Below are 22,600 nucleotides of genomic sequence, written 5' to 3' on the forward strand. Positions count from 1 at the left end.
GGGAGTTCCGCCTTTCGACGGCGGATATCCATCGCTTGGGAAATCCCATCAATTACAGACAAAAGTGAGCTGAGTCGTGTCGGCTAATATCGAAGATATCGTTAAGCAGGCATTAGATGAGCTTGCACAGGCTAAGGATCTAGGTCAATTGGATCAGGTTCGGGTCAACTATCTGGGTAAAAAAGGCTTGTTCACCCAGCAAATGAAAGAGTTGGCTAGCATGGATCCGGAGCAGCGTCGTAGCGCTGGACAGGTTGTCAACGATGCCAAAAACACTTTCCAACACGCTCTCGAGACGCGTAAGCTCGCTTTAGAAAGTGCAGAGCTGGCTGCTCGGTTAGCGAGCGAGTCTATCGATGTGACTCTGCCCGGTCGCGGACAAACCACCGCCGGTTTGCATCCTGTTACTATTACCCTGCGGCGGATTAGTAGAATTTTCGCTAGCGTCGGCTTCAACGCGGTGGAAGGGCCGGAAATTGAAGACGACTATCACAATTTCGGCGCGCTCAACATTCCCGCACACCATCCCGCGCGTGCGATGCATGACACTTTTTATTTCGACGCGCATACGGTACTAAGAACTCACACTTCGCCGGTGCAAATTCGGGTCATGGAATCCGAGAAGCCGCCACTAAAAGTGATTGCGCCCGGCCGAGTCTACCGTTGCGATTCGGATTTGACGCACACGCCGATGTTTCATCAGGTCGAGGGCTTTTTAGTCGATACCGATGTCAGCTTTGCCGATTTGAAAGGCGTCGTGTTTGAATTCTTACGCGCATTTTTTGAAAAAGACATTCAAGTTCGTTTTCGCCCGTCTTACTTTCCATTTACCGAACCTTCGGCTGAGGTCGATATCGAGTGCGTAATGTGTGACGGTAAAGGTTGTCGCGTCTGCAGTCAAACCGGCTGGCTGGAAGTCATGGGCTGCGGCATGATTCATCCGGAAGTTTTCAAATCCGTGGGTATCGATCATCAAACCTATTCCGGTTTTGCATTCGGCATGGGGGTCGAGCGCCTAGCCATGCTGCGTTACGGTATTAACGACTTGCGGATGTTTTTCGAAAACGATCTGAAATTTTTACAACAGTTTAGGTAACGGTGGATTGGAATCATGCAAGTAAGTGAAGCCTGGTTAAGGGAGCTGGTCAATCCACCTATCGCCACTGCCGAATTGGTTGCGCAATTGACCATGGCCGGCCTCGAAGTCGATGCGGTCACTCCGGTTGCTGCCGATTTTAGCGGTGTGGTAGTGGCTGAAGTACTGGAAACCGTCCAACATCCGAATGCCGATAAACTGAAGGTTTGCCAAGTCAATGTCGGCCAAGAGCAAGCGCTGCAGATTGTTTGCGGAGCCAGCAACGTTCGGCCGGGTTTAAAGGTGCCGGCCGCCCTAATTGGTGCGGTACTGCCGGGCGATTTCAAAATCAAGGAATCCAAACTGCGCGGTGAGTTGTCGTTTGGCATGTTGTGTTCCGAAAAGGAACTGGGTTTAGCTACCACTTCCGAAGGTTTGATGGAGCTGCCGACCGATGCGCCGATAGGTCAAGACATACGCGAATATCTACTACTGAACGATAACGTGATTGAGCTCGGCTTGACACCGAATCGCGCCGATTGCTTGAGCGTCGTGGGTGTGGCGCGCGAGGTCGCAGTATTGAATGGTTTGACGTTACCGTCCGACGATTCCGTCGTCATCGAACCGCAACATCAGCAGACCTTGGACGTTCAAGTCCACTCTGCGGAAGCTTGCCCGGCGTATTTGGGGCGTTTGATCAAGGGTATCGATTCAGCCGCACAGACGCCGCTTTGGATGCAGGAGCGCTTGCGCCGTAGCGGGATCCGCAGTCTCAGCCCGGTGGTCGATGTCACCAACTATGTGCTGATTGAACTTGGTCAGCCTTTGCATGCATTTGATGCCGATAAATTGACGGCGCCCGTTGTCGTCAGACGCAGTCGAGCCGGTGAGTCATTGGCGTTGTTAAACGATCAGACCATAGAACTTGATGGCGAGGCCTTAGTCATCGCTGATCAACATCGGGCGTTGGCTCTGGCTGGCGTTATGGGCGGCAAAGAGAGCGCGGTGTTTGCCGAGACTCGCGATATTTTCCTGGAGTGCGCTTTTTTCAATCCAATCAGCGTCGCAGGCAAGGCTAGACAGTTCGGGTTGCATACCGATTCTTCCCACCGTTTCGAACGCGGTGTCGATTTTAATTTGCAACGTCGAGCCATCGAGCGCGCGACGCAATTGATATTGGAAATTGCCGGCGGCAGACCGGGGCCAGTGACGGAAGTTATTAACACTGAAGCCTTGCCGGCCCGCTTGGCAGTCAAATTAAGTAGTTCTCAGATCGAAAAGGTCTTGGGTATCCAATATAGCGACACGCAAGTTCGTGATCTATTCTGCGGTTTGGGTATGCGGGTCGAGCCTTGCGCAGACGGGTGGGAAATTACACCGCCTGCATTTCGTTTCGATATCGCAATCGAGGAAGATCTGCTCGAGGAAATTGGCCGGGTATATGGCTATAACAACTTGCCCAGCAGTCATCTATTGATGCGTACTGAATTGGGTAAAGCACCGGAGTCGGTGCTAGGGTTGGATCGATTGCAGGATGGTCTGGTTGATCGTGGTTATCAGGAAGCCATCACCTACAGCTTTGTGGATGAAGCGATGCAAAAAGCGGTGGCGCCGGATGATGAATTTATTCGGATCCAGAACCCGATTTCATCCGAGTTAGCGGTGATGCGTACCACCCTGTGGTGCGGATTGTTGAACGCTGCGCTATACAACATTAATCGGCAGCAGAGTCGGGTGAGGCTGTTCGAGACTGGCCTGCGGTTTGGCTATGAAAACGGCGCGATTCGGCAACAAAAGATGCTTGCAGGCATAGCACTTGGCGACCTGAATGCCGAGCAATGGGGCGAGAAGTCTCGGAAAGTCGATTTTTTTGATGTGAAAGCCGATGTGGAAGCCTTGCTCGGCCTTACCGGCAGCGTTGCGGTGTTCAAGGCAGCGGAGCATCCGGCATTGCATCCTGGGCAGACAGCTTGCATCTTCAACCAGGATGGAGAAACGATTGGTCTATTGGGAATGTTGCATCCGACATTGCAAAAACAACTGGGCTTCGATAGCTCGGTGTTTTTGTTCGAACTGAACCAGGATGCAATTTTGCAGCGCAAGGTGCCCAAATTCAGTCCCTTGTCTAAATTTCCGTCGGTACGCCGAGACATGGCCTTGTTGGTGGCGGAAGCTGTATCCGCTGATGCGATTATTGCTTGTATCGCTGAATCTGGCGAACAATCCATTCGTGATGTGTCGATTTTTGATGTCTATCGCGGGCAGGGTGTGGCCGAGGGTAGCAAAAGCGTGGCGTTGAGTTTGGTACTGCAAGATTTTTCGCAAACTCTTACCGATGCCGAAATTGATGCTATATTTCGCAGGGTGTTGGAGACTTTGACGGCTAAACTGAATGCAAAATTGAGGGAGTGATTGTGGCATTAACGAAAGCAGATATTGCAGAAAAGTTGTTTGAAGATCTCGGCTTGAATAAACGAGAAGCTAAAGAAATAGTAGAGCTGTTTTTCGACGAAATCAAAAGAAGTCTGGAAAGCGGTGAACAAGTCAAAATATCGGGTTTTGGCAAATTTGAATTACGGGATAAAAATGGCCGTCCCGGCCGCAATCCGAAGACCGGCGAGGAAATACCGATCACGCCGCGTCGGGTTGTTACCTTTAGAACAGGGCAAAAATTGAAAGCTCGAGTGGAAGCTTATGCTGGAACCCAGTAATAATAACGAATTACCGGTCATTCCGGCCAAGCGCTATTTCACGATTGGCGAAGTCAGTGATTTATGCGGTGTGAAACCTCATGTTTTGCGCTATTGGGAGCAAGAATTTACCGAGCTGAGTCCGGTCAAGCGACGCGGGAATCGGCGTTATTACCAGCGTCACGATGTGCTGTTGATCCGCCAAATTCGTGCCTTACTCTACGAACAAGGCTATACCATCGGTGGTGCCAGAGCCCATCTGGCGAGCGGTAGCGCTAAGGAAGATAGCCTGCGCACGAAGCAATTAATCCATCAAATGATAGGCGAGCTGGAAGATATTTTGGAGCTATTGAAATAGCGCGCTCGTAAATCATGGTAAAATGATTTTCACTATTTATTCAAAATCGGGGCGTAGCGCAGCCTGGTAGCGCACTTGTCTGGGGGGCAAGTGGTCGTGGGTTCGAATCCCGCCGTCCCGACCAATCACAATGGTTTATAAAATATGCCATTGCTGTATTTATCAAAAATGCCATTTCGGTACAACATCCGGTACAACAAATTTTTTTCCTTGCCGTTTGGTCGGTTTGGGAAAATTGAATGATCTGATTGCCAAATTATCAAGCAATCTCGGAATTGGGCGATTCTAACGTTATACTATTCTGCTAACTAATTCGTTAGACAGGATTCCTAATTCATGGAAAGTAAAGATAAAAAGGCCCTTAGCGAAACCGACATTTGCGACCTTTTCATCACCCCGGCTATACGCGATGCAGGCTGGGACGCCATAAAACAAATCCGCCGCGAAGTCACCCTGACCCCCGGTCCGATAGTCGTTCGCGGCAATATCTCTTCGCGCAACAAGAAAAAGAAGAAATTCGCCGATTACGTTTTGTACTGGGAACCCGGCGTCCCGGTGGCCGTCGTCGAAGCCAAAGACAACAACCACACCGTCAGTCACGGCCTGCAACAAGCCCTGGGCTACGCGGAGATTCTGCAAGTCCCTAGCGCCTTTAGTTCCAACGGCGACGCTTTCGCCGGCCACAATAAAACGCCAAAGCCAACCGAAGACATCGAAACCGAATTCGCGCTCGATGCATTCTTGCCGCCCGAGCAGCTTTGGCAGCGCTACAAGCAATTTCGCGGCATAACCGACCAAAACGAAAAACTGGTCATCCAACCCTACTACGAAGACAGCAACAGCAAAGAACCGCGCTATTACCAAGTCGAGGCCATCAATCGCACGATTGAAGCCGTCGCTAACCATCAAAAGCGTGTGCTGTTAGTCATGGCCACCGGCACCGGCAAAACCTACACTACATTCCAGATCATCTGGCGTTTGTGGAAGGCCAAGCAGGTTAAGCGCATCCTGTTTCTGGCCGACCGTAACATTCTGGTCGATCAAACCCTGGTCAACGACTTCAAACCGTTCGGCTCGGTGATGACCAAAATCAAAAACCGCAAACTCGATCCTGCTTACGAAATTTATCTCGGCCTCTATCAAGCCATCACCGGCCCGGCGGAAGAAGACAAAATTTTCAAAAACGTCTCGCGTGATTTTTTCGACATGATCGTCATCGACGAATGCCATCGTGGCAGCGCCGCCGACGATTCGGCCTGGCGGGAAATCCTCGATTATTTCAAAGACGCCATTCAGCTCGGTTTGACCGCCACACCCAAAGAAACCAAATACGTCTCCAGCACCGATTACTTCGGCAAACCGGTTTACACCTACAGCCTCAAACAAGGCATCGAAGACGGTTTTCTTGCCCCCTACAAAGTAGTGCGCATCGACATCGACAAAGACATCCAGGGTTGGACGCCGCCGCCCGGCATGACCGACGACCTTGGCAAGGCCATCGAAAACCGCACCTACAACCGCGCGGACATGGACCGGATTTTGGTGCTCAACCAACGCACCAAACTGGTTGCCAAGCGCGTGATGCAATATTTGCTCGCAACCGACCCTTACGCCAAAACCATAATCTTCTGCGAAGACATCGACCACGCCGAACGCATGCGCGTCGCCATCGTCAATGCGGCCGGGCAACTCGCACTCGACAATCCCAAATACGTCATGCGCATTACTGGCGACAGCCTGGAAGGCAAAGCCGAGCTGGACAACTTCATCGACCCGGAAAGCAAATTCCCGGTCATTGCCACCACCTCGGAACTGCTCACCACCGGTGTCGACGCCAAAACCTGCAAGCTGATCGTGCTGGATAAAACCATCAGCTCGATGACCACCTTCAAGCAGATTATCGGTCGCGGCACCCGCATTGATGAAGAATTCGGCAAGTTTTTCTTCACCATCATGGACTTCAAAAAAGCCACCGAGCTGTTCCGCGATCCTGATTTCGACGGTGAACCGGTAGTCATCTACGAACCAGACGATGACGACGATCCCGTGCCGCCCGATCCGGCACCTGAAGACGAAGAAGACGGCGACGAAGTCAACGAAGAAACCGGCGTTTACAAAGTCCGCGTCAGTGGCGTGCCGGTCAGAATCATCGCCGAGCGCGTCGAATACCTCGGCCCGGATGGCACCCTGATTACCGAATCCTACCGCGACTTCACCCGCAAACAGATTCAGTCCGAATTCGCCTCGTTGGACGAGTTTCTGCAACGCTGGCACGGCGCCAAGAAAAAACAAGCCATCATCGACCTGCTGGAAGATTACGGCATCGTGCTGGATAACCTGGCCGCCGAAGTCGGCAAGGATTACGGCGATTTCGACCTGATCGCCCACATCGCTTACGACCAGCCGCCGTTGACGCGGAAGGAACGCGCCAACAACGTCAAAAAGCGCAATTACTTCACCAAATACGGCGAGCAAGCCCGCGCCGTGCTGAATGCCTTGTTGGAAAAATACGCCGATGAAGGCATCAGTACCATCGAGAGCGCCAAAGTCCTCAAGCTCAAACCGTTTAGCGACATTGGCACGCCAGTCGAAATCATCAATAAAGTCTTTGGCGGCAAAGACCAATACGAAACCGCCATTCAAGAATTAGAACAAGAATTGTACAAACAGGACCAAACTGCATGAGCAACGTTTCCGGCATCATCAAATCCATCCAAGACATCATGCGCAAGGATGTCGGCGTCGATGGCGACGCCCAGCGCATCAGTCAATTGGTGTGGCTATTCTTTTTAAAGATTTTCGATGACCGCGAACAAGAACTGGAACTGATCGAAGACGACTACCTATCGCCACTGCCCAAGCACCTGCGTTGGCGCAATTGGGCGCAAGACCCGGAAGGCATGACCGGTGATGACTTGGCAAACTTCGTCAACAACGAATTATTCCCCACCCTTAAGGAAAATCTTCCCGTGCATGGCCCCGCCGGCCAACGCGCCCAAGTCGTGCGCGACGTGTTCGAAGACGCCTACAACTACATGAAATCCGGCACCCTGCTGCGCCAGGTCATTAACAAAATCGGCGAAATCGACTTCAACAACAGCGGCGACCGCCATACCTTTGGCAGCATTTACGAACAAATCCTCAAAGACCTGCAAAGCGCGGGTAACGCCGGCGAGTTTTACACCCCGCGCGCGGTCACCCAATTCATTGTCAACCGCATCGACCCGCAATTGCACGAAACCGTACTCGACCCGGCCTGCGGCACCGGTGGCTTTTTAAGCTGTAGTATCGACCACAAACGCGAACGATACGTCAAAACCGAACAGGATGAACAAACCCTGCAAGCCTCGATTCGCGGCGTCGAAAAAAAAGCCCTGCCGCACATGCTCTGCGTCACCAACATGATTCTGCACGGCATCGACACGCCCACCAACATCCGCCACGACAACACCCTCAGCCGCCCGTATAAAGACTACGGCAACGCCGACCGCGTCGATACCATCATCACCAACCCACCGTTTGGCGGCATGGAAGAAGACGGCATCGAAAACAACTTTCCAGCTCAGTTCCGTACCCGCGAAACCGCCGACTTGTTCATGGCCTTGATCATCAAACTGCTCAAAGACAAGGGCCGGGCCGCCGTGGTGTTGCCGGACGGCTTTTTGTTCGGCGAAGGCATGAAAACCCGCCTCAAGGAAAGCCTGCTGAGCGAATGCAACCTGCACACCATCGTCCGCCTGCCCAACGGCGTGTTCAACCCCTACACCGGTATCAAAACCAACATCCTGTTTTTCGACAAAGGCACGCCGACGCAAACCGTCTGGTATTACGAACACCCTTACCCGGACGGCGTGAAAAGCTACAACAAAACCAAGCCGATGCGTTTTGAAGAATTCCAAACCGAAATCGACTGGTGGGGCAACGCCGCCGACGGCTACGCCAGCCGCAAAGCCAGTGAACAAGCTTGGCCGGTGTCCATTGAAGAGATCAAAGCCCGCAACTACAACCTGGACATCAAAAACCCGCACGTCGGTGAACAAATCAGCCACGACCCGGACGAACTGCTGCAACGCTATGCCCAGCAACAACAGGAAATCGGCCAGCTGCGCGACCAGCTTAAAGCCGTGCTGCAGCAAGCCTTGCAACGTTAACAATAAATCCCCTCTCCCACTGGGAGAGGGCTAGGGTGAGGGTGTGTTAAATCAATGCGAAGCCGCAATGATTGAAGCCACATTATTTTAAATTTCCCCTCACCCCAACCCTCTCCCGCTGGAGAGGGGGCAGGCTATACCAAACAGATCACTTAATGGAATTCCGAACAGTCACAAACCCAATGACCGATTTAATCAGCCAACATTTAGACCTTTGGACTTCCGCCATCGCCAGCAAAAGCAGCGCAGGCCGGGGCAATACAACGCCCTCTCCAACGCACCCTATAGGGCATAAAGGAGAGAGCCGGGGTGAGGGGAACCCAACCAATACCCGCAACGCCAAGTACACCGCTTACGGCATTAAAAAACTACGCGAATTGATTTTGGAGTTGGCGGTGCGGGGGAAGTTGGTGCCGCAAGACTTGAATGATGAGCCAGCGAATGATTTGCTAAACCAAATTAATGACTTAAAAAATAAGTTAGTCCTTGCTGGGGAAATTAAAACCCAAAAGCCACTGGATGAAATTAGCTTTGATGAAATGACATTTGACTTGCCTCATGGTTGGATATGGTGTCGACTTGGAGAAATATGCGAGTTTGTAAATGGTTATGCTTTTAAAAGCAGTGATTTTTCCGATCAAGGAATTGGTATCGTTAAAATTGGAGATATTCAAAATGGGGAAATCACCACTGAATCGATGTCGAGAGTAAATAAGAGTGTTGTTGATGGATTAGGTGATGCTTTTGTCGTAAAAAATGGCGAAATGGTAATTGCCATGTCTGGTGCTACTACAGGTAAATTAGGCTTTAACTATACAGATGAAGCTTTTTATTTAAACCAAAGGGTAGGAAAGATTTCGCCTTTTATATGTTACAGCAGGTTTTTGTACTACCCATTAACAACAAAAATCCAAGAAAACTTAGCAAAGTCAATGGGTAGTGCGATTCCAAATCTAAGTACCGCTCAAATCAAAGACATAGTTTTGGCATTACCGCCGCTCGCCGAACAACACCGCATCGTCGCCAAAGTCGATGAATTGATGGCGCTGTGCGATCAATTGGAGCGGCAGCAAACCGATAACATCGCCGCCCATCAAACCCTGGTGCAAACCCTGCTCGATACATTGACGCAAGCCGCCGATGCCGCCGAATTTGAGCAAGCCTGGAGCCGCATCGCCGACCACTTCGACACCCTATTCACCACCGAAGCCAGCATCGACCAACTCAAACAAACCCTCCTGCAACTTGCTGTCATGGGCAAACTGGTGCCGCAAGACTCGAATGATGAACCAGTTACACAGCTAATCAGGAGAATAAAAGATGATGAGGCCGATCGTGTAAAGCGCAAAGAAATTCAACGTTCTAAAAATATCGAAACTGAATCAGTGCCGAGCATAAGGATTCCAGACTCATGGATGTTTAAGTTATTAAACGACTTGTCATTTGTCACGAAATTGGCAGGGTTTGAGTATACAAACCACATCAATCTTCAAGATCATGGAGATGTTCCTGTTGTTCGCGCCCAAAACGTAAGACCATTCAATTTGGATAAACGAAATTTAAAATACATTGACCTAGATACGTCATCTAATCTGCCTAGAAGCGCATTAGATAAAGCGGCTTTGCTGATTACGTTTATTGGAGCTGGAATTGGTGACGTTTGTGTTTTTAACGAGAAAAACAGATGGCACTTAGCTCCAAATGTTGCAAAAGCTGAACCCTTTGCAGACCTAAGTCCAGATTTTCTTAATGTATTTTTAAATAGCCCGGAAGGGCGCAAGGAAATATTTAAGTCTATTAAGTCCACTGCCCAGCCAAATTTATCAATGGCAACAATTAGGGAAATATGGTTACCAGTACCTCCTGTAGCTGAACAACACCGCATAGTCGCCAAGGTCGACGAACTGATGGCCCTCTGCGACGCCCTCAAAGCCCGCATCGCCGCCGCGCAAACCACGCAACTCCAGCTCGCCGATGCGATTGTCGAGCAAGCCGTCGCCTGAGCGGGTATTTCTCCCTCTCCCATTGGGAGAGGGCCGGGGTGAGGGTGATCATCCAATTTATTCCCCTCACCCTAACCCTCTCCCAGAGGGAGAGGGAATTTGCTTTGCATCTGCAAAATGAGTCACCCAATGACCATTAAGCGCCCGGTTTCCTCGTGCGACCATGACCAGCATCATTTCTTCGACCACTACGCCGACTTCAACACCTGGCTGGAGGAAAGCGACGACGCCCAGGGTTTGCGTGCCGACTTGGGCTTGGACAACCTGTCGCAACCGGCCAAAGCCCTGTTTGCCGGTGACAAAGCCCAATACGACCAAGCCTTTGAGCAATACAAAACCAACCGCCGCCAGGAAATCCTCAGCCGCGACTATTTGCAACCTTTGACTGGCGACGAACACTGGTTCGAGCACAATGTCGAACATTTCGAACAGCTGTTGCTGCAAATGGCCAAGGGCGAGGTGGTACCGTTCGTCGGCGCCGGGTTATCGGTCGGTGGCCGCTTCCCCACTTGGCAAGATCATCTGCGTCAGCAAGGCAAAACCGCCAATATCGCCAGCGAGCACATCGAAGCCCTGCTGGCCGCCGGTGAATTTGAAACCATCATCGCCGACATCGAGGCCAAACGCGGTCGCGAGGTTTTCGTTGCCGAGATCAGGAACGTGTTCGGCAAAAACGGCACGGTTCCGGATGCAGTTTGGCGCTTGGCCGAGTTGTGCGGCGATACGGTAAGGACCACCCATTACGACCGCTTACTGGAACAAGCCTTCGGCGCGGGCTTGGAGTAAGCCTTACAAATCGTCAACGCCTTGCTTCGCGCCGAGCAGCCCGCCAAGCCCACCGCCATCGTCTTTGAGTTAGGGCTCCCGTCTTAAAATCTCTCAACATCCGCAACATTGCTTCTATCCGCGACAATCGTTTGGCTTTACTGGGCGCTTGTCGCGTGTAGCGTTTGGCCTTTTTCATCTGTGATGCTGGAAGCCGCGCCGTTTTTGGGCTGTCGGTGAGTCAAAGATAACGAGGTGGAAAGACGATGATAGCGACTAAAAGCCTGTTGGAAATCCCCTGGCAAAATGCCTTTTTTGTTGGTATGACCAATGCGAATATCTTTATAAATGATATTGCTATGGAATGTTTTGGTGGGCGGATAGACATCACGCAGATGTGCGTTAGCGAACCGACTTAAGCCTATGAGGGTGTTATTTTCAATCGATTGAGGGAGGTAATTCGCCTGCGGTAAAGCCACGTCATTACATTTCTTAGAATTAACTTATTGCGATTACTCTCTAAAAACCTTTAAAAACATGGACGTTTAGGCAGGGCAAAATGTAAAGATGTGATTCTTTGCTTTCCAGTCAATCTAAGCGCGCTGAAAAATGGTTAAATCTAACGAGGCCAATGTTGGCTCCAGTTCTCTGGCGGTTGTCGCCCCCTCGAACCCCGTACCCGAAATTCGTAGCGGCAAAACGCGCACCGATACCGATAATGTGCCGCCGATCATTGCGATAGGGACATCGGCAGGCGGATTGGAGGCCCTCGAACAATTTTTTGGCCGCGTCTTACCGGCCTGCGGTGTGGCCTTTGTCGTAATTCAACATCTCGATCCGGACCATCAGGGCATGCTGCCGCAATTATTGCAGCGGGTTACCCCGTTAACCGTGATTCAGACCCGCAATCGGATGAAAGTCAAGGCCGACTGGGTGTATGTCATTCCGCCCAACAAAGATTTATCCGTTTTGCATGGGAGGCTGCATCTACTGGAACCGCAGGCTCCGCGAGGCTTGCGTTTACCGATCGACTCATTTTTCCGGGCTTTGGCCGACGACCAGCGGGAACGGGCGATTGGCGTGATTCTGTCGGGCATGGGCTCCGACGGCACATTGGGGTTGCGCGCCATCAAGGAAAACGCCGGACTGGCGGTAGTGCAAGCGCCGGAATCGGCCCAATTCGATTCGATGCCGCGGAGCGCCATCGATGCCGGTTTGGCCGATATCGTTGCTCCCCCCGCGCAACTGTGGGACAAGATTCTGGCGTATCTCAAACACAATCCGCGAGGTTTGCCTGCCGCGCCGGAATGCAGTTTGGATCTAAAAAACCAAAGCGCGCTGGACCAAATCGTCATCCTATTGCGCGAACGTACCGGCAACGATTTCTCGCTGTATAAAAAAAATACCATTTATCGCCGGATCGAACGGCGGATGGGCTTGCACCAGATCGACACCATCGCCAAGTATGTACGCTATCTGCGCCAGACTCCCCAAGAACAGGATTTGTTGTTCAAGGAACTGTTGATAGGCGTTACCCATTTTTTTCGCGACCCGGCCGTCTGGGAGGCGCTTAAGACCGGTGCGATTCCGACGTTACTGGCGGAATATCCGGCCGGCAAACCCTTGCGGGCCTGGGTGCCGGCTTGTTCCACCGGTGAGGAAGCTTATTCGCTGGCCATCGTCTTTAAGGAAGCATTCGCGGCAAGCCCATGCAAACAGCCTTATAGACTGCAAATTTTCGCTACCGATCTGGATCAGGATGCCATCGACAAGGCGCGGCAGGGCTTCTATCCGGCCAATATTGGCGGCGACGTCTCGGCGGAACGCTTGAGCCGATTCTTTACCCTCGACGGCGAAGGATATCGAATCAATAAGGAAATTCGCGAGATGGTGATTTTCGCCTCTCACAATGTGATCATGGACCCGCCGTTTACCAAGCTGGATTTGCTCTGCTGCCGCAACCTGTTGATTTACTTCAGCCAGGAACTGCAGAAAAAGCTGATTCTGCTGTTTCACTACGCGCTAACCCATCACGGCATTATGTTGCTGGGTAACGCCGAAACCATCGGCAACGCCAGCCACTTGTTTAGCGTAATCGACAACAAATCTCGCTTATATAGGCGCATCGGCAATCCATTTCCGTTGGATGTCGATTTTCCGACCAAATATTTTCCGGTAACGGCGATGGTCGAAGAATCCAACCAGACCCCGTCCATACCCGATCTTCAGACCTTGGCCGATCAACTTTTGTTACAACATTTTGCCCCGGCAGCGGTGCTGGTCAATGCCGATGGCGACATTCTTTACATTAACGGCCGTACCGGCAAATATCTGGAGCCGGCGGCCGGCAAGGCCAATTGGAATATCCACGCCATGGCCCGCGAAGGTTTGCGGTATGAATTGATTGGCGCGTTGAAAAAAGCCCGCGGCCAACTCGAGCCGGTGCATGTGCCGGAGCTCGTGATCGACACCAATGGCGGCCGTCAGATCATTAACCTTACGGTACAGACTATAACCAAGCCCGCAGCCTTATCCGGCATGGCTTTCGTCGTGTTTCGAGATGTCGCCACGCCACCCGCCGCCATAGCCTCGCGCAAATCGCCAAATGCCAGGCAGAAACTGCTGGAAGCCGAGTTGCAACAAAGCCACGAAGATTTACACAACTTGCGCGAAGAAATGCAGACGTCTCAGGAAGAACTGAAGTCGGCTAACGAAGAGTTGCAATCGACCAATGAAGAATTGCAGTCCACCAACGAGGAATTGACCACCTCCAAAGAAGAAATGCAGTCACTGAACGAGGAATTGCAAACCGTCAATGCCGAACTGCAGGACAAGGTCGATGACTTGTCGCGGGCCAGCAACGATATGGACAATCTGTTGAATAGCATGGAAATCGCCACGGTGTTCCTGGACAGCGCGTTGAATATCCGCCGATTTACCAGCCATATTAGCCATTTGTTCAATCTGATTGCCAGCGATGTTGGGCGGCCATTGTCCGACATTGTCACCGAGCTGGATTATCCCGAATTGCATCAGGATGCCCAGAGCGTGCTGCGCACGCTGATTTTCGTCGAAAAACAAGTCAGAGCCGGCGACGAACGCTGGTTTAAAGTGCGGATCATGCCTTACCGCACACAGGATAATTTGATAGACGGCGTGGTGATTACGTTTATTGATATCTCCGAGACAAAAAAGCTAGAAGCCGAATTAAGGTGCCGTCATGAAGAACTGGAAAGACTTGCCTGATAGTAATCAGGAATTTCGCCAATCCGCGGAACGGCGTTTGGCCGACACCGGTCCGGATGTCACTGGCGAACCGCAACACCGTTTATTGCACGAATTACAAGTGCATCAGATCGAATTGGAGATGCAAAACGAGGCCTTGCGCGAAGCTCGAGCCATCGCCGAACATGCTTTAGAACGCTATGCCGAACTATTCGATTTTGCACCGATAGCCTACTTTACCCTGGGAAGCGACAGCCGTATTCAGCAGACTAATTTCAACGGCGAACGTTTACTGGGCGCCGCCCGTTCCAACTTGGTCGGGCGGCGTTTTGCCAATATTGTTGTCGGCGAGCATAGGCCGGTTTTTAACCGCTTTATGGAAAACGTATTTTGCAATCCCGGTGCCGAGCGCTGCGAGATCGTGTTGGATTCCGGCGGCAAGTCGAGTTGGGTATCTATCGAAGCGATTGCCGATGCGGATAGAAAGAGTTGTCTGGCAGCGATGGTGGATATTAGTGAACGTAAACAAGCCGAACAAGAGCTGCAATTGGCGGCAACTGTCTATCTGGCGATAGAAGAAGCGATTATGGTGGCCGATACCGACAACCGCATTGTGGCTATCAACCCGGCCTTTACTAAATTGACCGGTTATTCCGCCGAAGAAGCCATCGGCCAATCGACCTCGCTATTGAAGTCGGGCCGGCATGAGTCCGCATTCTTTCAGGCCATGTGGCACTCGCTGAATACCACTGGGCAGTGGCAAGGAGAAATATGGAACCGGCGGAAAAATGGCGAAGAATTTCTGGCACGCTTATCGATCAGCACGGTATATGGCGAAAATGGCCTGCCGGTCCGGCGGGTCGCGATGTCTTCCGACATTACCGAGCAGCGCCGCGCCGAAGAAATCATCAGCAAACAAGCCAATATCGACCCGCTGACCGGATTGCCGAATCGGCGCCTGTTTCTCGACCGCTTGCAGCGGGCCATCAATAAATCGCATCGTACCCGTCAAAAAATGGCACTGATGTTTCTGGACCTGGACCATTTCAAAGACATTAACGACACTTTGGGACACGATGTCGGCGATCGCCTGTTGGAGGAAACCACCCTGCGCCTGAAAAGCTGCATCCGCGAAACCGATACGTTGGCGCGGCCGGGCGGAGACGAATTTACGCTGATCATGGGCGAGTTGAAAGACTTAAACAGTATCGAGAGAGTGGCGCAAGCATTGCTGCAAACGATGATGGCACCGTTCCAGTTAAAGGACGAGCGTTGCTATGTATCGGTCAGCATTGGTATTGCCTTGTATCCGGACGATGCCGAGACATTGGATGAGTTGCTGAGAAAGGCCGATCAAGCCATGTATGCCGCAAAAAAACTGGGCCGCGGCCGTTTTTGCTTTTTTACTCCGGCAATGCAAGCCAGCGCGGAGAGCCGTTTGCGCCTGACCAACGATTTACGCCATGCACTGGCCGACAAGCAACTCTGGGTCGCTTATCAACCGATCGTGGAACTGGCTACCGGCAAAATCCTTAAAGCCGAAGCACTGGTGCGCTGGCAACATCCTCGCCGCGGTCCGATCGAGCCCACCGAATTCATTCCTATCGCCGAAGAAACCGGTCTGATCAATGAGATCGGCACCTGGGTGTTTCATCAAGTAGCGGAACAGGTTTGGAACTGGCGCATGAACTATTACGACCAATTTCAGATCAGCATCAATAAATCGCCGGCCCAGTTTCACAGCAATAGCGACAAATTATCCGACTGGTTCGAGCATTTGCAGCGTTTGGGTTTACCCGGCAGTTGCATTGCGGTGGAAATTACCGAGGGGCTATTGTTGGATGGCTCTACCATCGTCGCCGAAAAACTGGCGGCGTTTAAAAACGCCGGCATGCAAACATCGCTGGATGATTTCGGAACCGGCTATTCGTCTTTGTCTTACCTGAAAAAATACCACATTGATTTTTTGAAAATCGACAGGGCTTTTGTTTCCAATCTGACTGCCGGTTCCACCGACATGGCTCTGTGCGAAGCCATTATCATGATGGCGCACATCCTGGGCATGAAGGTGATCGCCGAAGGTGTGGAGACCGAGGAGCAGCGCTGCTTGCTGTTAAAAGCGGGTTGCGATTATGGGCAAGGTTTTTTCTTTTCGAAAGCAGTGACGGCCGAGGCACTTGAGAAGTTGTTTTAAATCCTGCAATAGAGGGCTTTAAACTACCCAGCTCTTGACAGATAAGTGGTCTAAGTCAATCCGGCGTTGGCCGGTAGGCCAACATCTGAACTGAAAAAATCGATCGTTGAAAGTCCTCACTTCGCTAGCGCTCGGTTTGCAAGATGGTTAACGACACTACGGATATGTCTATATCCACGTGTATCGCAGCAACCGAATGTTTGCCAGCGTACAGACCGTGCTTGGTCTAGTCCATAAAATCGAAACGAGTTTTTAAGTAGCCGGGTTGCCCAACCATAGGCTTTTCTCTGTCGCATGCAGTTACGCCAAACTCGGCACGATTCTCAACGATATAAGGTGGTGGCTTATTTCACCGCGAACCTTCGGCGCTGAGAATATGGTCGACCCAATACGGTATCGAATTTAAACGTGCCTGGCGTTTGGATTTCCCGCCGATGCGTCCCGTCATTGCCGCCGACATCAAGCATTACGATGAAAACAGCCGCAGTAGGGACATATCGGTCTGCGCCGGCGTCGATTTCGATAAGTCAAAGTTACGGGGACGCAAACTGCAGATTCTGGTCGAATACGTAACGGTTACCCCCCGACTGGTCGGTTCTATCATGACACGGTGGAATATGTCGGTTCGGGAGTGCAATATCATTTTTTAGCGTGGAAACCGGGCGCGTTGGTAAAGTGCCCTGGTCGAGCGGGTGTTATCGTCGGTATTGGGAGGTTGCGGTCAGTGAGCGTGATGCATCGGTTGCAAATCAAGCACGTAACGACTTATCAGTACAGCGAATTCGTGACGTTTTTGCCGCACAAATTATTGTTGCGGCCTCGCGAAGGCCACGATATTCACATCGAATCGAATCGGCTGACGATTCAACCGAATCACCGTCTGCAATGGCAACGCGACGTTTACGACAATGCCGTCGCTCTGGTCAATTTTACCGAACCCGGCAATTGCTTATCCATCGACAGTTGGGTTGTCCTTCAGCATTACGACGACCAGCCGCTGGATTTTCTGGTAGCGGATCGTGCCGTGTTTTATCCCTTTGTTTACGATCCCGCCGAATATACCGACCTTGGTCCTTATCTGATCCCGATTTTTATCCCCGATCCGCAGCTGGGCGAATGGTTGCGATCAATCTGGCGACCGGGCCAGGTTCTGGAAACTTATGTCTTGCTTGACAGAATCAACCGCGCCATAGCCTCAGACTTTCGTCATTTGCCCCGCGATCAACCTGGGGTTCAATCACCGCTGTTGACCTTGACGAGCAGAGCGGGTTCGTGTCGCGACTTTGCCACCTTATTCATTGAGGCATGCCACTACTTGGGCCTGGCAGCGCGATTTGTCAGCGGCTACCAATATTCGCCCGGTTTACTGCCGATGGCGGGTGCAACCCATGCCTGGTCAGAAGTTTATTTACCGGGGGCCGGATGGAAAGGTTTTGACTCGACGACGGGTAGGGTAGTGGGGAACGATCACATTGCCGTAGCCGTCGGTCGGCATCCGGAATCGGTGCCGCCGGTGTCCGGTTCGTTTGTCGCCAATCGCATGCAGTTTCCGCAGATGGAAGTGGCGGTCTCGGTCACGGAAATACAGGAATAGCGGCTATATTGGACACCTGCTTTACTCGACGAGTCGCGGTTAACGCATAAAACCCAAGCGGAAAACGGTGCTGATGCAATAGCGCTTTAACGTTTGGCGATGATCTTGGAAGCGAGTATCCGGGCGGCGCGTATCCAGTAGCCCCAAAGCAGGGTGCCTGCCACCACCAGTAAAGCCAACGCGCTGCACGCCCAGATAAATGCATTGACGTAGGCTACGAGCACGGCACAGGCGGCGAGGTAGAAACCCAGCAGACTGAATTGCCAGCCTATCCGCATGCCGTCCAGCATGGTTGCCAATGACAATATCAATAGAATCACCAGACTGGCGCTAATTTCCGATATATCGCCCGATTTATTTAACAAGGACGATGCGCCGACGATCAGTAAGGTTTGCAGCCAGTGTAAGCCCTGAATTCTGACGATTTCCCGGATGTCGTTTTCAAGGGTTTTGGCTTGCAACCAGGAAACGAAGATCGAAAGCGCGCCAAACACCAACACCATGAACATCCAGTAGCCGTAGCCATCGTGCTGGGAAAAGTCGGTAATCACGATGCCCAATAGCGATAGCATCATCATGACGATAAATACGGTTTCTTCAATGCTGAAGTGGCGCTTGTACGGACTAACCTGAAGTTCTTGTTGGTCAAGTTGCATGGTTTTCCCTCGTGGTAAAGAAGTATTGTTTCCGTGGTTAAGCAAGTCGGCACGCGAGCTTCCTTTCACGCGGGATTTTTAGGCGAAATCGACCCAAGGCAAGGGTGGTTTGGTTTTTTGAAAGGCTTATTCCAGCGATAGAACCCCCGTTTGGCCAGTTCCGCCGCTATTAAAGATAGCCACCGGCGTCGCCAGAATGACATAAAATCGGGTCGGTGGCGACACGAAGCGGAAATAATCTGCCCAGCGGCGTGAAAGGCAGGACCCCGCCGATCAGGAGCGGATGCGCACGGCTTTTGAACGGATTGCCGCGGGTGTGAACCGGCTTTGCTTGTCCGCCAACTGCCTGGTACGTCCTTGCACCATTCCCGGATGACTTTGAATCGCGCCCGATCCCAGTCGGTATCGGCGATGATGTTGATCGCAACGTGTTCCAGCAATTCCTCGGCGGTGAACCAGGCGCTATGGCCGCCGATAAACACCAAGCTGGCCTGCAAGCGGTCTTTTGCGGCCTTGGTCAAATCGATCACTTCCGTCACATTCGCCTGATCAATCAATGAAAAGGCCACGATATCGGGTTGTCAGTCATCCCGCAGCCGGTTCAAGTCTTGATGCGATTCCACCGGCAAATCGATCAGACGTAGCCGGCAACCGCCGCGGCGGGCGTATCGGCAACCCGCTCCAAACCGAGTGGTTCCCGCCGTAAAAATACCTGGGGGTACATCAACGGACTGGGATGAACGGCAAGAAACTTCATGGCCTTGACTCCTGCTGGGTGATGGTTTCGAGCGACGATCCGCGCTCGAGTTAGTTCTTAAACTGGCCTTGGTAGCTATCGCTTCGTATTCACCATAAGGAAGCCCGACCACAACCTTCAAACCGAATTAATTCATTGGGTTGGGGCATACCGTTGCGGTCACTGGGGCGTGTTCTTGTGTTCGATAGCGTACAGACCGCGTCCGGCATTGTCCTTAGAATCCGGACGAGTTTTCAGCAGACCGCCAACGGCATTTCTGCAATTTTTTCTGCAATGCCGATTGCAGCCATTTCAAACAGACCAAAATAAAGGACCTTTCCCCATGAAGATCATCAAGCGCCACGTGCAAAAAAAATTATCGATCCTTGGCTACTTATTCGTCGCACTAGGTATTACGGCTTGCCAACCGGACGGCCAGGCGGAAAAGGCCGGGCAAAAAATCGACAAGGCGGTCGACACCACCGGCCAAGCGATCGAACAAACGGCCGATAAAGCCGGTCAGCAACTCGGTGCAGCTAAGGATTCGGTTGCACAGCAGGCGGAAACAACCGGCGAGTATCTGGATCAATCCGCGCAAAATGCCAAGGCAGCTCTGGATGAAGCCGGAACGCAAATTGACCAAGCCATCGGCAAAACCGAGAAACAAATGGCAGTCGCGAAGGACTCCGTTACCGACACCGCGAACGCGACCGGAGGCTATCTCGATGACGCCATGATCTCCGCCAAAATCAAGACAAAGCTGTTAAGCGATGATTTTCTGAAATTGGCGCCGATCGAGGTGACCGCCGTGAATGGCGTAGTCACCCTGCGAGGTACCGTCGATTCCGAGCAACTGGTCGGCAGAGCGATAGGTCTGGTAAACAGCCAAGAACACGTGAAATCGGTACAAAGCGAACTGCTGGTGAAGCCCAGCGTACCGAGTAAACAATGATGAATTCTATTCGACTGAAAACCTTGGCGGGGGGGTTACTGGTTGCTACGTCGTTGGCGCAGGCTAGCACGGCGGATGATGCCTATATAGCCGGGTATGCCGCTGCCGCGTTGAAGCACGATTTAAAGCTCGATCTGCCGGCATTGGTAGTAAAGGATGGTGTGATTACCTTGCCGGCGGCCAATTTGTCCGATTCGGAACGTACCGCCGCCAGTAAGACATTGTCGGAGATTCCGGGGGTCAATGCCGTCAAAATTGCCGAAATCTCCGAGCCGCAAGCGCGGGTGGCGGGTGACGGCAAGGCGGTAACCAGCGTGGATAGTTTGGTGATGCCGACCGGATTGCTACCGGCAGGCCATTTATTCAAGCCTTTGCTGGCCGATCCGCGCTGGGCGCATTTTTCCGCGGCCTACCGTAACTACCAAAGCCATAATTTCGACGGCCGCGATATTGCGTCGGTGAGTTTCGGCGAAACCATACCGTTTTATCGGGCTAACTTCGGCCATTCCACAGCGCAGTGGGAAACCGGCATTCAAGCCGGCGTGTTTAGCGACTTCAATCTGGGCGCTTCGTCGTCGGACTTGGTCAATACCGACTTTATTGCATCTCTGTATTCCAGCGTCCGGGCTGGCCAATTTTCCGCGTTCGGCCGGCTGTATCACCAAAGCTCGCATCTGGGCGACGAATTTTTACTGCGCAAGCTCGACACCAAATTCGAACGGGTCAATCTCAGTTATGAAGGTGTGGATTTGAAGCTATCGTATGAACTGCCTTACGGTGTCAGGATTTACGGCGGCGGTGCCGGCCTATTTCACAGGGAGCCTGCCGCGTTAAAAAAATGGTCGGCCCAATACGGCATCGAATTTAGAAGCCCGTGGCGGTTGGATTTTGCGGCCATGCGCCCGATCATTGCCGCGGACATCAAGAATTACGAGGAGAATAACTGGAGTACCGATATCTCGGCCCGGGCCGGCGTTGAGTTCGATAATTCGAAAGTATTGGGCCGAAAATTACAGCTCATGATCGAATATTTCAATGGATACACGCCCAGCGGCCAGTTTTACAAGGACAAGGTGGAATACGTCGGTCTGGGGGCGCATTACCATTTTTAGCGAGTTTGTATAAGCATACGAAGCGCACCGATAGCGGTGGGCTTCGTTTAGCGGAATATGAGCGTTTGCCGGCCGATATATCTGAAACGGCCATAATCTAGGCCATTACTGCATTCAATAGGCTGTCCAAAGCCCGCATATGCCTGTGCTGGGCGGGTAATAGCTTGGTTTCGATCAAACAACGAATTTCCGCTGGCAATCCATGATCCAGCAATGCTTTTTCATATTCTTCCAAGCCGGTCAATTCGCCCTCGCGCAATGCCTTTAGCGCCGCTGGTTTGCCCAACAAAATAGCGCCGGCCATCACTATTTTCGCCCAGGCTCCCCAGGTTCCGGAATCTCGAACGGATATGCCGCCCAGTTGTTGAATTTTACTCTGCAAGCTTGAAACCGCGGCCTTATGTTCCTGGTAACACGACATTAAAAACACCAGTTCGCCCTGTGCAGTCTGTTTCCGGTACTTTTTCAAGGCCTGTTGATAGGTTTCTACCGCGGATAATTCATTTTGTAGCAAACTGCCGATTGATTGAAGGTGAGACATATTAAAACTCCCGGATGATGGGTTTCGGGGTGATTATCAAAGAGCCGATCGGTCGACTGTGCCGGCAAACATTTAATGATACGGCCGCTCGAAAGTCGGTACGGTGCCGCACAGCGTTTACCGGAATAGATCGCATAGCTAGAGATGTTTCAGAGGCGGTTTATCCGCGTACTCCGATGGTTCGAAGCGCTTGGCGCCAAATCGATAGCGGTTGCGGCTGCCGCCGCTAAACAGGGTATGAGCCGATCGAATTCGGTCTTTATCACGCTGTAGCACTCGCAGACTTGCGCTTCCAGGCCGGAGCGGTCCAAGACGGCGAGATGGCCTCTGCTGTATGTAATCAGGCCTTTTTGTTGCAGTTTTCCGGCAGCGTCGGTAACGCTTTCCCGACGTACGCCGAGCATATTGGCAATGTGATCGTGGGTTACCCGCATCTCGTTGGAAGACTGCCGGTCGAGATTTAAAAGCAACCAGCGGGTTAGCTGTTGGTAAATGGAATGGTGGCGATTACAGGCTGCGGTTTGGGCTATTAGAGCCGGCCCCAAAAA

Annotated in this window: 19 protein-coding genes and 1 tRNA gene; 15 read left to right on the forward strand and 5 right to left on the reverse strand. The window is 52.0% G+C overall.

The window, feature by feature from the left end:
• The first annotated feature begins 76 nt into the window (after nt 1-76).
• From pheS to C2U68_RS11855, 9 genes are all read left to right on the forward strand, one after another.
• Nucleotides 77-1,096, forward strand: coding sequence for a phenylalanine--tRNA ligase subunit alpha (pheS, locus tag C2U68_RS11815; protein ID WP_140912686.1), 1,020 nt, complete (start codon nt 77-79; stop codon nt 1,094-1,096).
• Nucleotides 1,097-1,111: 15 nt separating this feature from the next.
• Nucleotides 1,112-3,487, forward strand: a complete 2,376-nt coding sequence (gene pheT, locus C2U68_RS11820) for a phenylalanine--tRNA ligase subunit beta (protein ID WP_140912687.1) — start codon at nt 1,112-1,114, stop codon at nt 3,485-3,487.
• Nucleotides 3,487-3,786: an integration host factor subunit alpha gene (gene ihfA, locus C2U68_RS11825; protein WP_064023451.1), complete on the forward strand. Its 300-nt coding sequence runs from the start codon at nt 3,487-3,489 to the stop codon at nt 3,784-3,786. The genes pheT and ihfA overlap by 1 nt, the downstream gene beginning before the upstream one ends.
• The gene (locus C2U68_RS11830) at nt 3,770-4,123 is read left to right on the forward strand and encodes a MerR family transcriptional regulator (RefSeq protein WP_054761637.1); all 354 of its coding nucleotides are present in this window, start codon (nt 3,770-3,772) and stop codon (nt 4,121-4,123) included. Before ihfA ends, C2U68_RS11830 begins: the two co-directional genes overlap by 17 nt.
• Nucleotides 4,124-4,170: 47 nt before the next feature.
• A tRNA-Pro gene (locus C2U68_RS11835) sits at nt 4,171-4,247 on the forward strand.
• Nucleotides 4,248-4,459: 212 nt separating this feature from the next.
• A complete protein-coding gene (gene hsdR, locus C2U68_RS11840) occupies nt 4,460-6,808 on the forward strand; it encodes an EcoAI/FtnUII family type I restriction enzme subunit R (RefSeq protein WP_140912688.1) in 2,349 nt (782 codons plus the stop codon).
• A complete protein-coding gene (locus C2U68_RS11845; RefSeq protein ID WP_140912689.1) occupies nt 6,805-8,274 on the forward strand; it encodes a type I restriction-modification system subunit M in 1,470 nt (489 codons plus the stop codon). The genes hsdR and C2U68_RS11845 overlap by 4 nt, the downstream gene beginning before the upstream one ends.
• Before the next feature lie 182 nt (nt 8,275-8,456).
• On the forward strand, nt 8,457-10,277 hold the full coding sequence (locus C2U68_RS11850; RefSeq protein WP_140912690.1) for a restriction endonuclease subunit S: 1,821 nt from the start codon (nt 8,457-8,459) through the stop codon (nt 10,275-10,277).
• A gap of 129 nt (nt 10,278-10,406) precedes the next feature.
• Complete coding sequence (locus tag C2U68_RS11855; RefSeq protein WP_140912691.1) at nt 10,407-11,063, forward strand: hypothetical protein; 657 nt, start codon at nt 10,407-10,409, stop codon at nt 11,061-11,063.
• A gap of 137 nt (nt 11,064-11,200) precedes the next feature.
• Here the strand turns inward: C2U68_RS11855 and C2U68_RS11860 are convergent, their stop codons facing one another.
• The gene (locus tag C2U68_RS11860) at nt 11,201-11,521 is read right to left on the reverse strand and encodes a hypothetical protein (RefSeq protein ID WP_140912692.1); all 321 of its coding nucleotides are present in this window, start codon (nt 11,519-11,521) and stop codon (nt 11,201-11,203) included.
• Nucleotides 11,522-11,651: 130 nt separating this feature from the next.
• Here C2U68_RS11860 and C2U68_RS11865 point away from each other — a divergent pair, with 130 nt between their 5' ends.
• The 4 genes from C2U68_RS11865 (at nt 11,652) to C2U68_RS11880 (ending at nt 18,055) form a co-directional block, all read left to right on the forward strand.
• On the forward strand, nt 11,652-14,288 hold the full coding sequence (locus C2U68_RS11865) for a chemotaxis protein CheB (RefSeq protein WP_140912693.1): 2,637 nt from the start codon (nt 11,652-11,654) through the stop codon (nt 14,286-14,288).
• Nucleotides 14,263-16,461, forward strand: coding sequence for an EAL domain-containing protein (locus C2U68_RS11870; protein ID WP_140912694.1), 2,199 nt, complete (start codon nt 14,263-14,265; stop codon nt 16,459-16,461). The genes C2U68_RS11865 and C2U68_RS11870 overlap by 26 nt, the downstream gene beginning before the upstream one ends.
• A gap of 395 nt (nt 16,462-16,856) precedes the next feature.
• A complete protein-coding gene (locus C2U68_RS11875; protein WP_260839329.1) occupies nt 16,857-17,111 on the forward strand; it encodes a DUF1207 domain-containing protein in 255 nt (84 codons plus the stop codon).
• 83 nt (nt 17,112-17,194) lie between these two features.
• Nucleotides 17,195-18,055: a transglutaminase N-terminal domain-containing protein gene (locus C2U68_RS11880; protein ID WP_140912704.1), complete on the forward strand. Its 861-nt coding sequence runs from the start codon at nt 17,195-17,197 to the stop codon at nt 18,053-18,055.
• 86 nt (nt 18,056-18,141) lie between these two features.
• On the opposite strand, the gene C2U68_RS11885 is transcribed toward C2U68_RS11880, so the two are convergent.
• A complete protein-coding gene (locus C2U68_RS11885) occupies nt 18,142-18,711 on the reverse strand; it encodes a hypothetical protein (protein WP_140912695.1) in 570 nt (189 codons plus the stop codon).
• A gap of 634 nt (nt 18,712-19,345) precedes the next feature.
• Nucleotides 19,346-19,468: a hypothetical protein gene (locus tag C2U68_RS21615; RefSeq protein WP_260839325.1), complete on the reverse strand. Its 123-nt coding sequence runs from the start codon at nt 19,466-19,468 to the stop codon at nt 19,346-19,348.
• Between the two features lie 322 nt (nt 19,469-19,790).
• Between C2U68_RS21615 and C2U68_RS11895 the strand changes: the two genes are divergently transcribed.
• On the forward strand, nt 19,791-20,399 hold the full coding sequence (locus C2U68_RS11895; protein ID WP_140912696.1) for a BON domain-containing protein: 609 nt from the start codon (nt 19,791-19,793) through the stop codon (nt 20,397-20,399).
• Nucleotides 20,396-21,511 (forward strand): DUF1207 domain-containing protein, encoded by a 1,116-nt coding sequence (locus tag C2U68_RS11900; protein WP_260839326.1) that lies wholly within the window; start codon nt 20,396-20,398, stop codon nt 21,509-21,511. The genes C2U68_RS11895 and C2U68_RS11900 overlap by 4 nt, the downstream gene beginning before the upstream one ends.
• Before the next feature lie 97 nt (nt 21,512-21,608).
• On the opposite strand, the gene C2U68_RS11905 is transcribed toward C2U68_RS11900, so the two are convergent.
• The gene (locus tag C2U68_RS11905; RefSeq protein WP_140912697.1) at nt 21,609-22,052 is read right to left on the reverse strand and encodes a DUF2383 domain-containing protein; all 444 of its coding nucleotides are present in this window, start codon (nt 22,050-22,052) and stop codon (nt 21,609-21,611) included.
• A 149-nt stretch (nt 22,053-22,201) separates the two neighbouring features.
• Nucleotides 22,202-22,600 (reverse strand): Crp/Fnr family transcriptional regulator (locus C2U68_RS11910; RefSeq protein ID WP_260839327.1); only part of this gene is annotated, 399 nt, incomplete at its 5' end.

This window comes from Methylomonas koyamae (genome assembly GCF_006483455.1).
In the GTDB taxonomy this organism is placed as follows: Bacteria; Pseudomonadota; Gammaproteobacteria; order Methylococcales; family Methylomonadaceae; genus Methylomonas; species Methylomonas koyamae_B.

Coding starts and splice junctions, on each gene's coding strand:
- C2U68_RS11900 (WP_260839326.1), top strand. CDS start 20,396: ATGATGAATTCTATTCGACTGAAAACCTTGGCGGGGGGGTTACTGGTT.
- C2U68_RS11850 (WP_140912690.1), top strand. CDS start 8,457: ATGACCGATTTAATCAGCCAACATTTAGACCTTTGGACTTCCGCCATC.
- pheT (WP_140912687.1), top strand. CDS start 1,112: ATGCAAGTAAGTGAAGCCTGGTTAAGGGAGCTGGTCAATCCACCTATC.
- C2U68_RS11845 (WP_140912689.1), top strand. CDS start 6,805: ATGAGCAACGTTTCCGGCATCATCAAATCCATCCAAGACATCATGCGC.
- C2U68_RS11905 (WP_140912697.1), bottom strand. CDS start 22,052: ATGTCTCACCTTCAATCAATCGGCAGTTTGCTACAAAATGAATTATCC.
- C2U68_RS11830 (WP_054761637.1), top strand. CDS start 3,770: ATGCTGGAACCCAGTAATAATAACGAATTACCGGTCATTCCGGCCAAG.
- C2U68_RS11885 (WP_140912695.1), bottom strand. CDS start 18,711: ATGCAACTTGACCAACAAGAACTTCAGGTTAGTCCGTACAAGCGCCAC.
- C2U68_RS11880 (WP_140912704.1), top strand. CDS start 17,195: ATGCATCGGTTGCAAATCAAGCACGTAACGACTTATCAGTACAGCGAA.
- C2U68_RS11895 (WP_140912696.1), top strand. CDS start 19,791: ATGAAGATCATCAAGCGCCACGTGCAAAAAAAATTATCGATCCTTGGC.
- C2U68_RS11855 (WP_140912691.1), top strand. CDS start 10,407: ATGACCATTAAGCGCCCGGTTTCCTCGTGCGACCATGACCAGCATCAT.
- hsdR (WP_140912688.1), top strand. CDS start 4,460: ATGGAAAGTAAAGATAAAAAGGCCCTTAGCGAAACCGACATTTGCGAC.
- C2U68_RS11870 (WP_140912694.1), top strand. CDS start 14,263: ATGAAGAACTGGAAAGACTTGCCTGATAGTAATCAGGAATTTCGCCAA.
- C2U68_RS21615 (WP_260839325.1), bottom strand. CDS start 19,468: ATGAAGTTTCTTGCCGTTCATCCCAGTCCGTTGATGTACCCCCAGGTA.
- C2U68_RS11865 (WP_140912693.1), top strand. CDS start 11,652: ATGGTTAAATCTAACGAGGCCAATGTTGGCTCCAGTTCTCTGGCGGTT.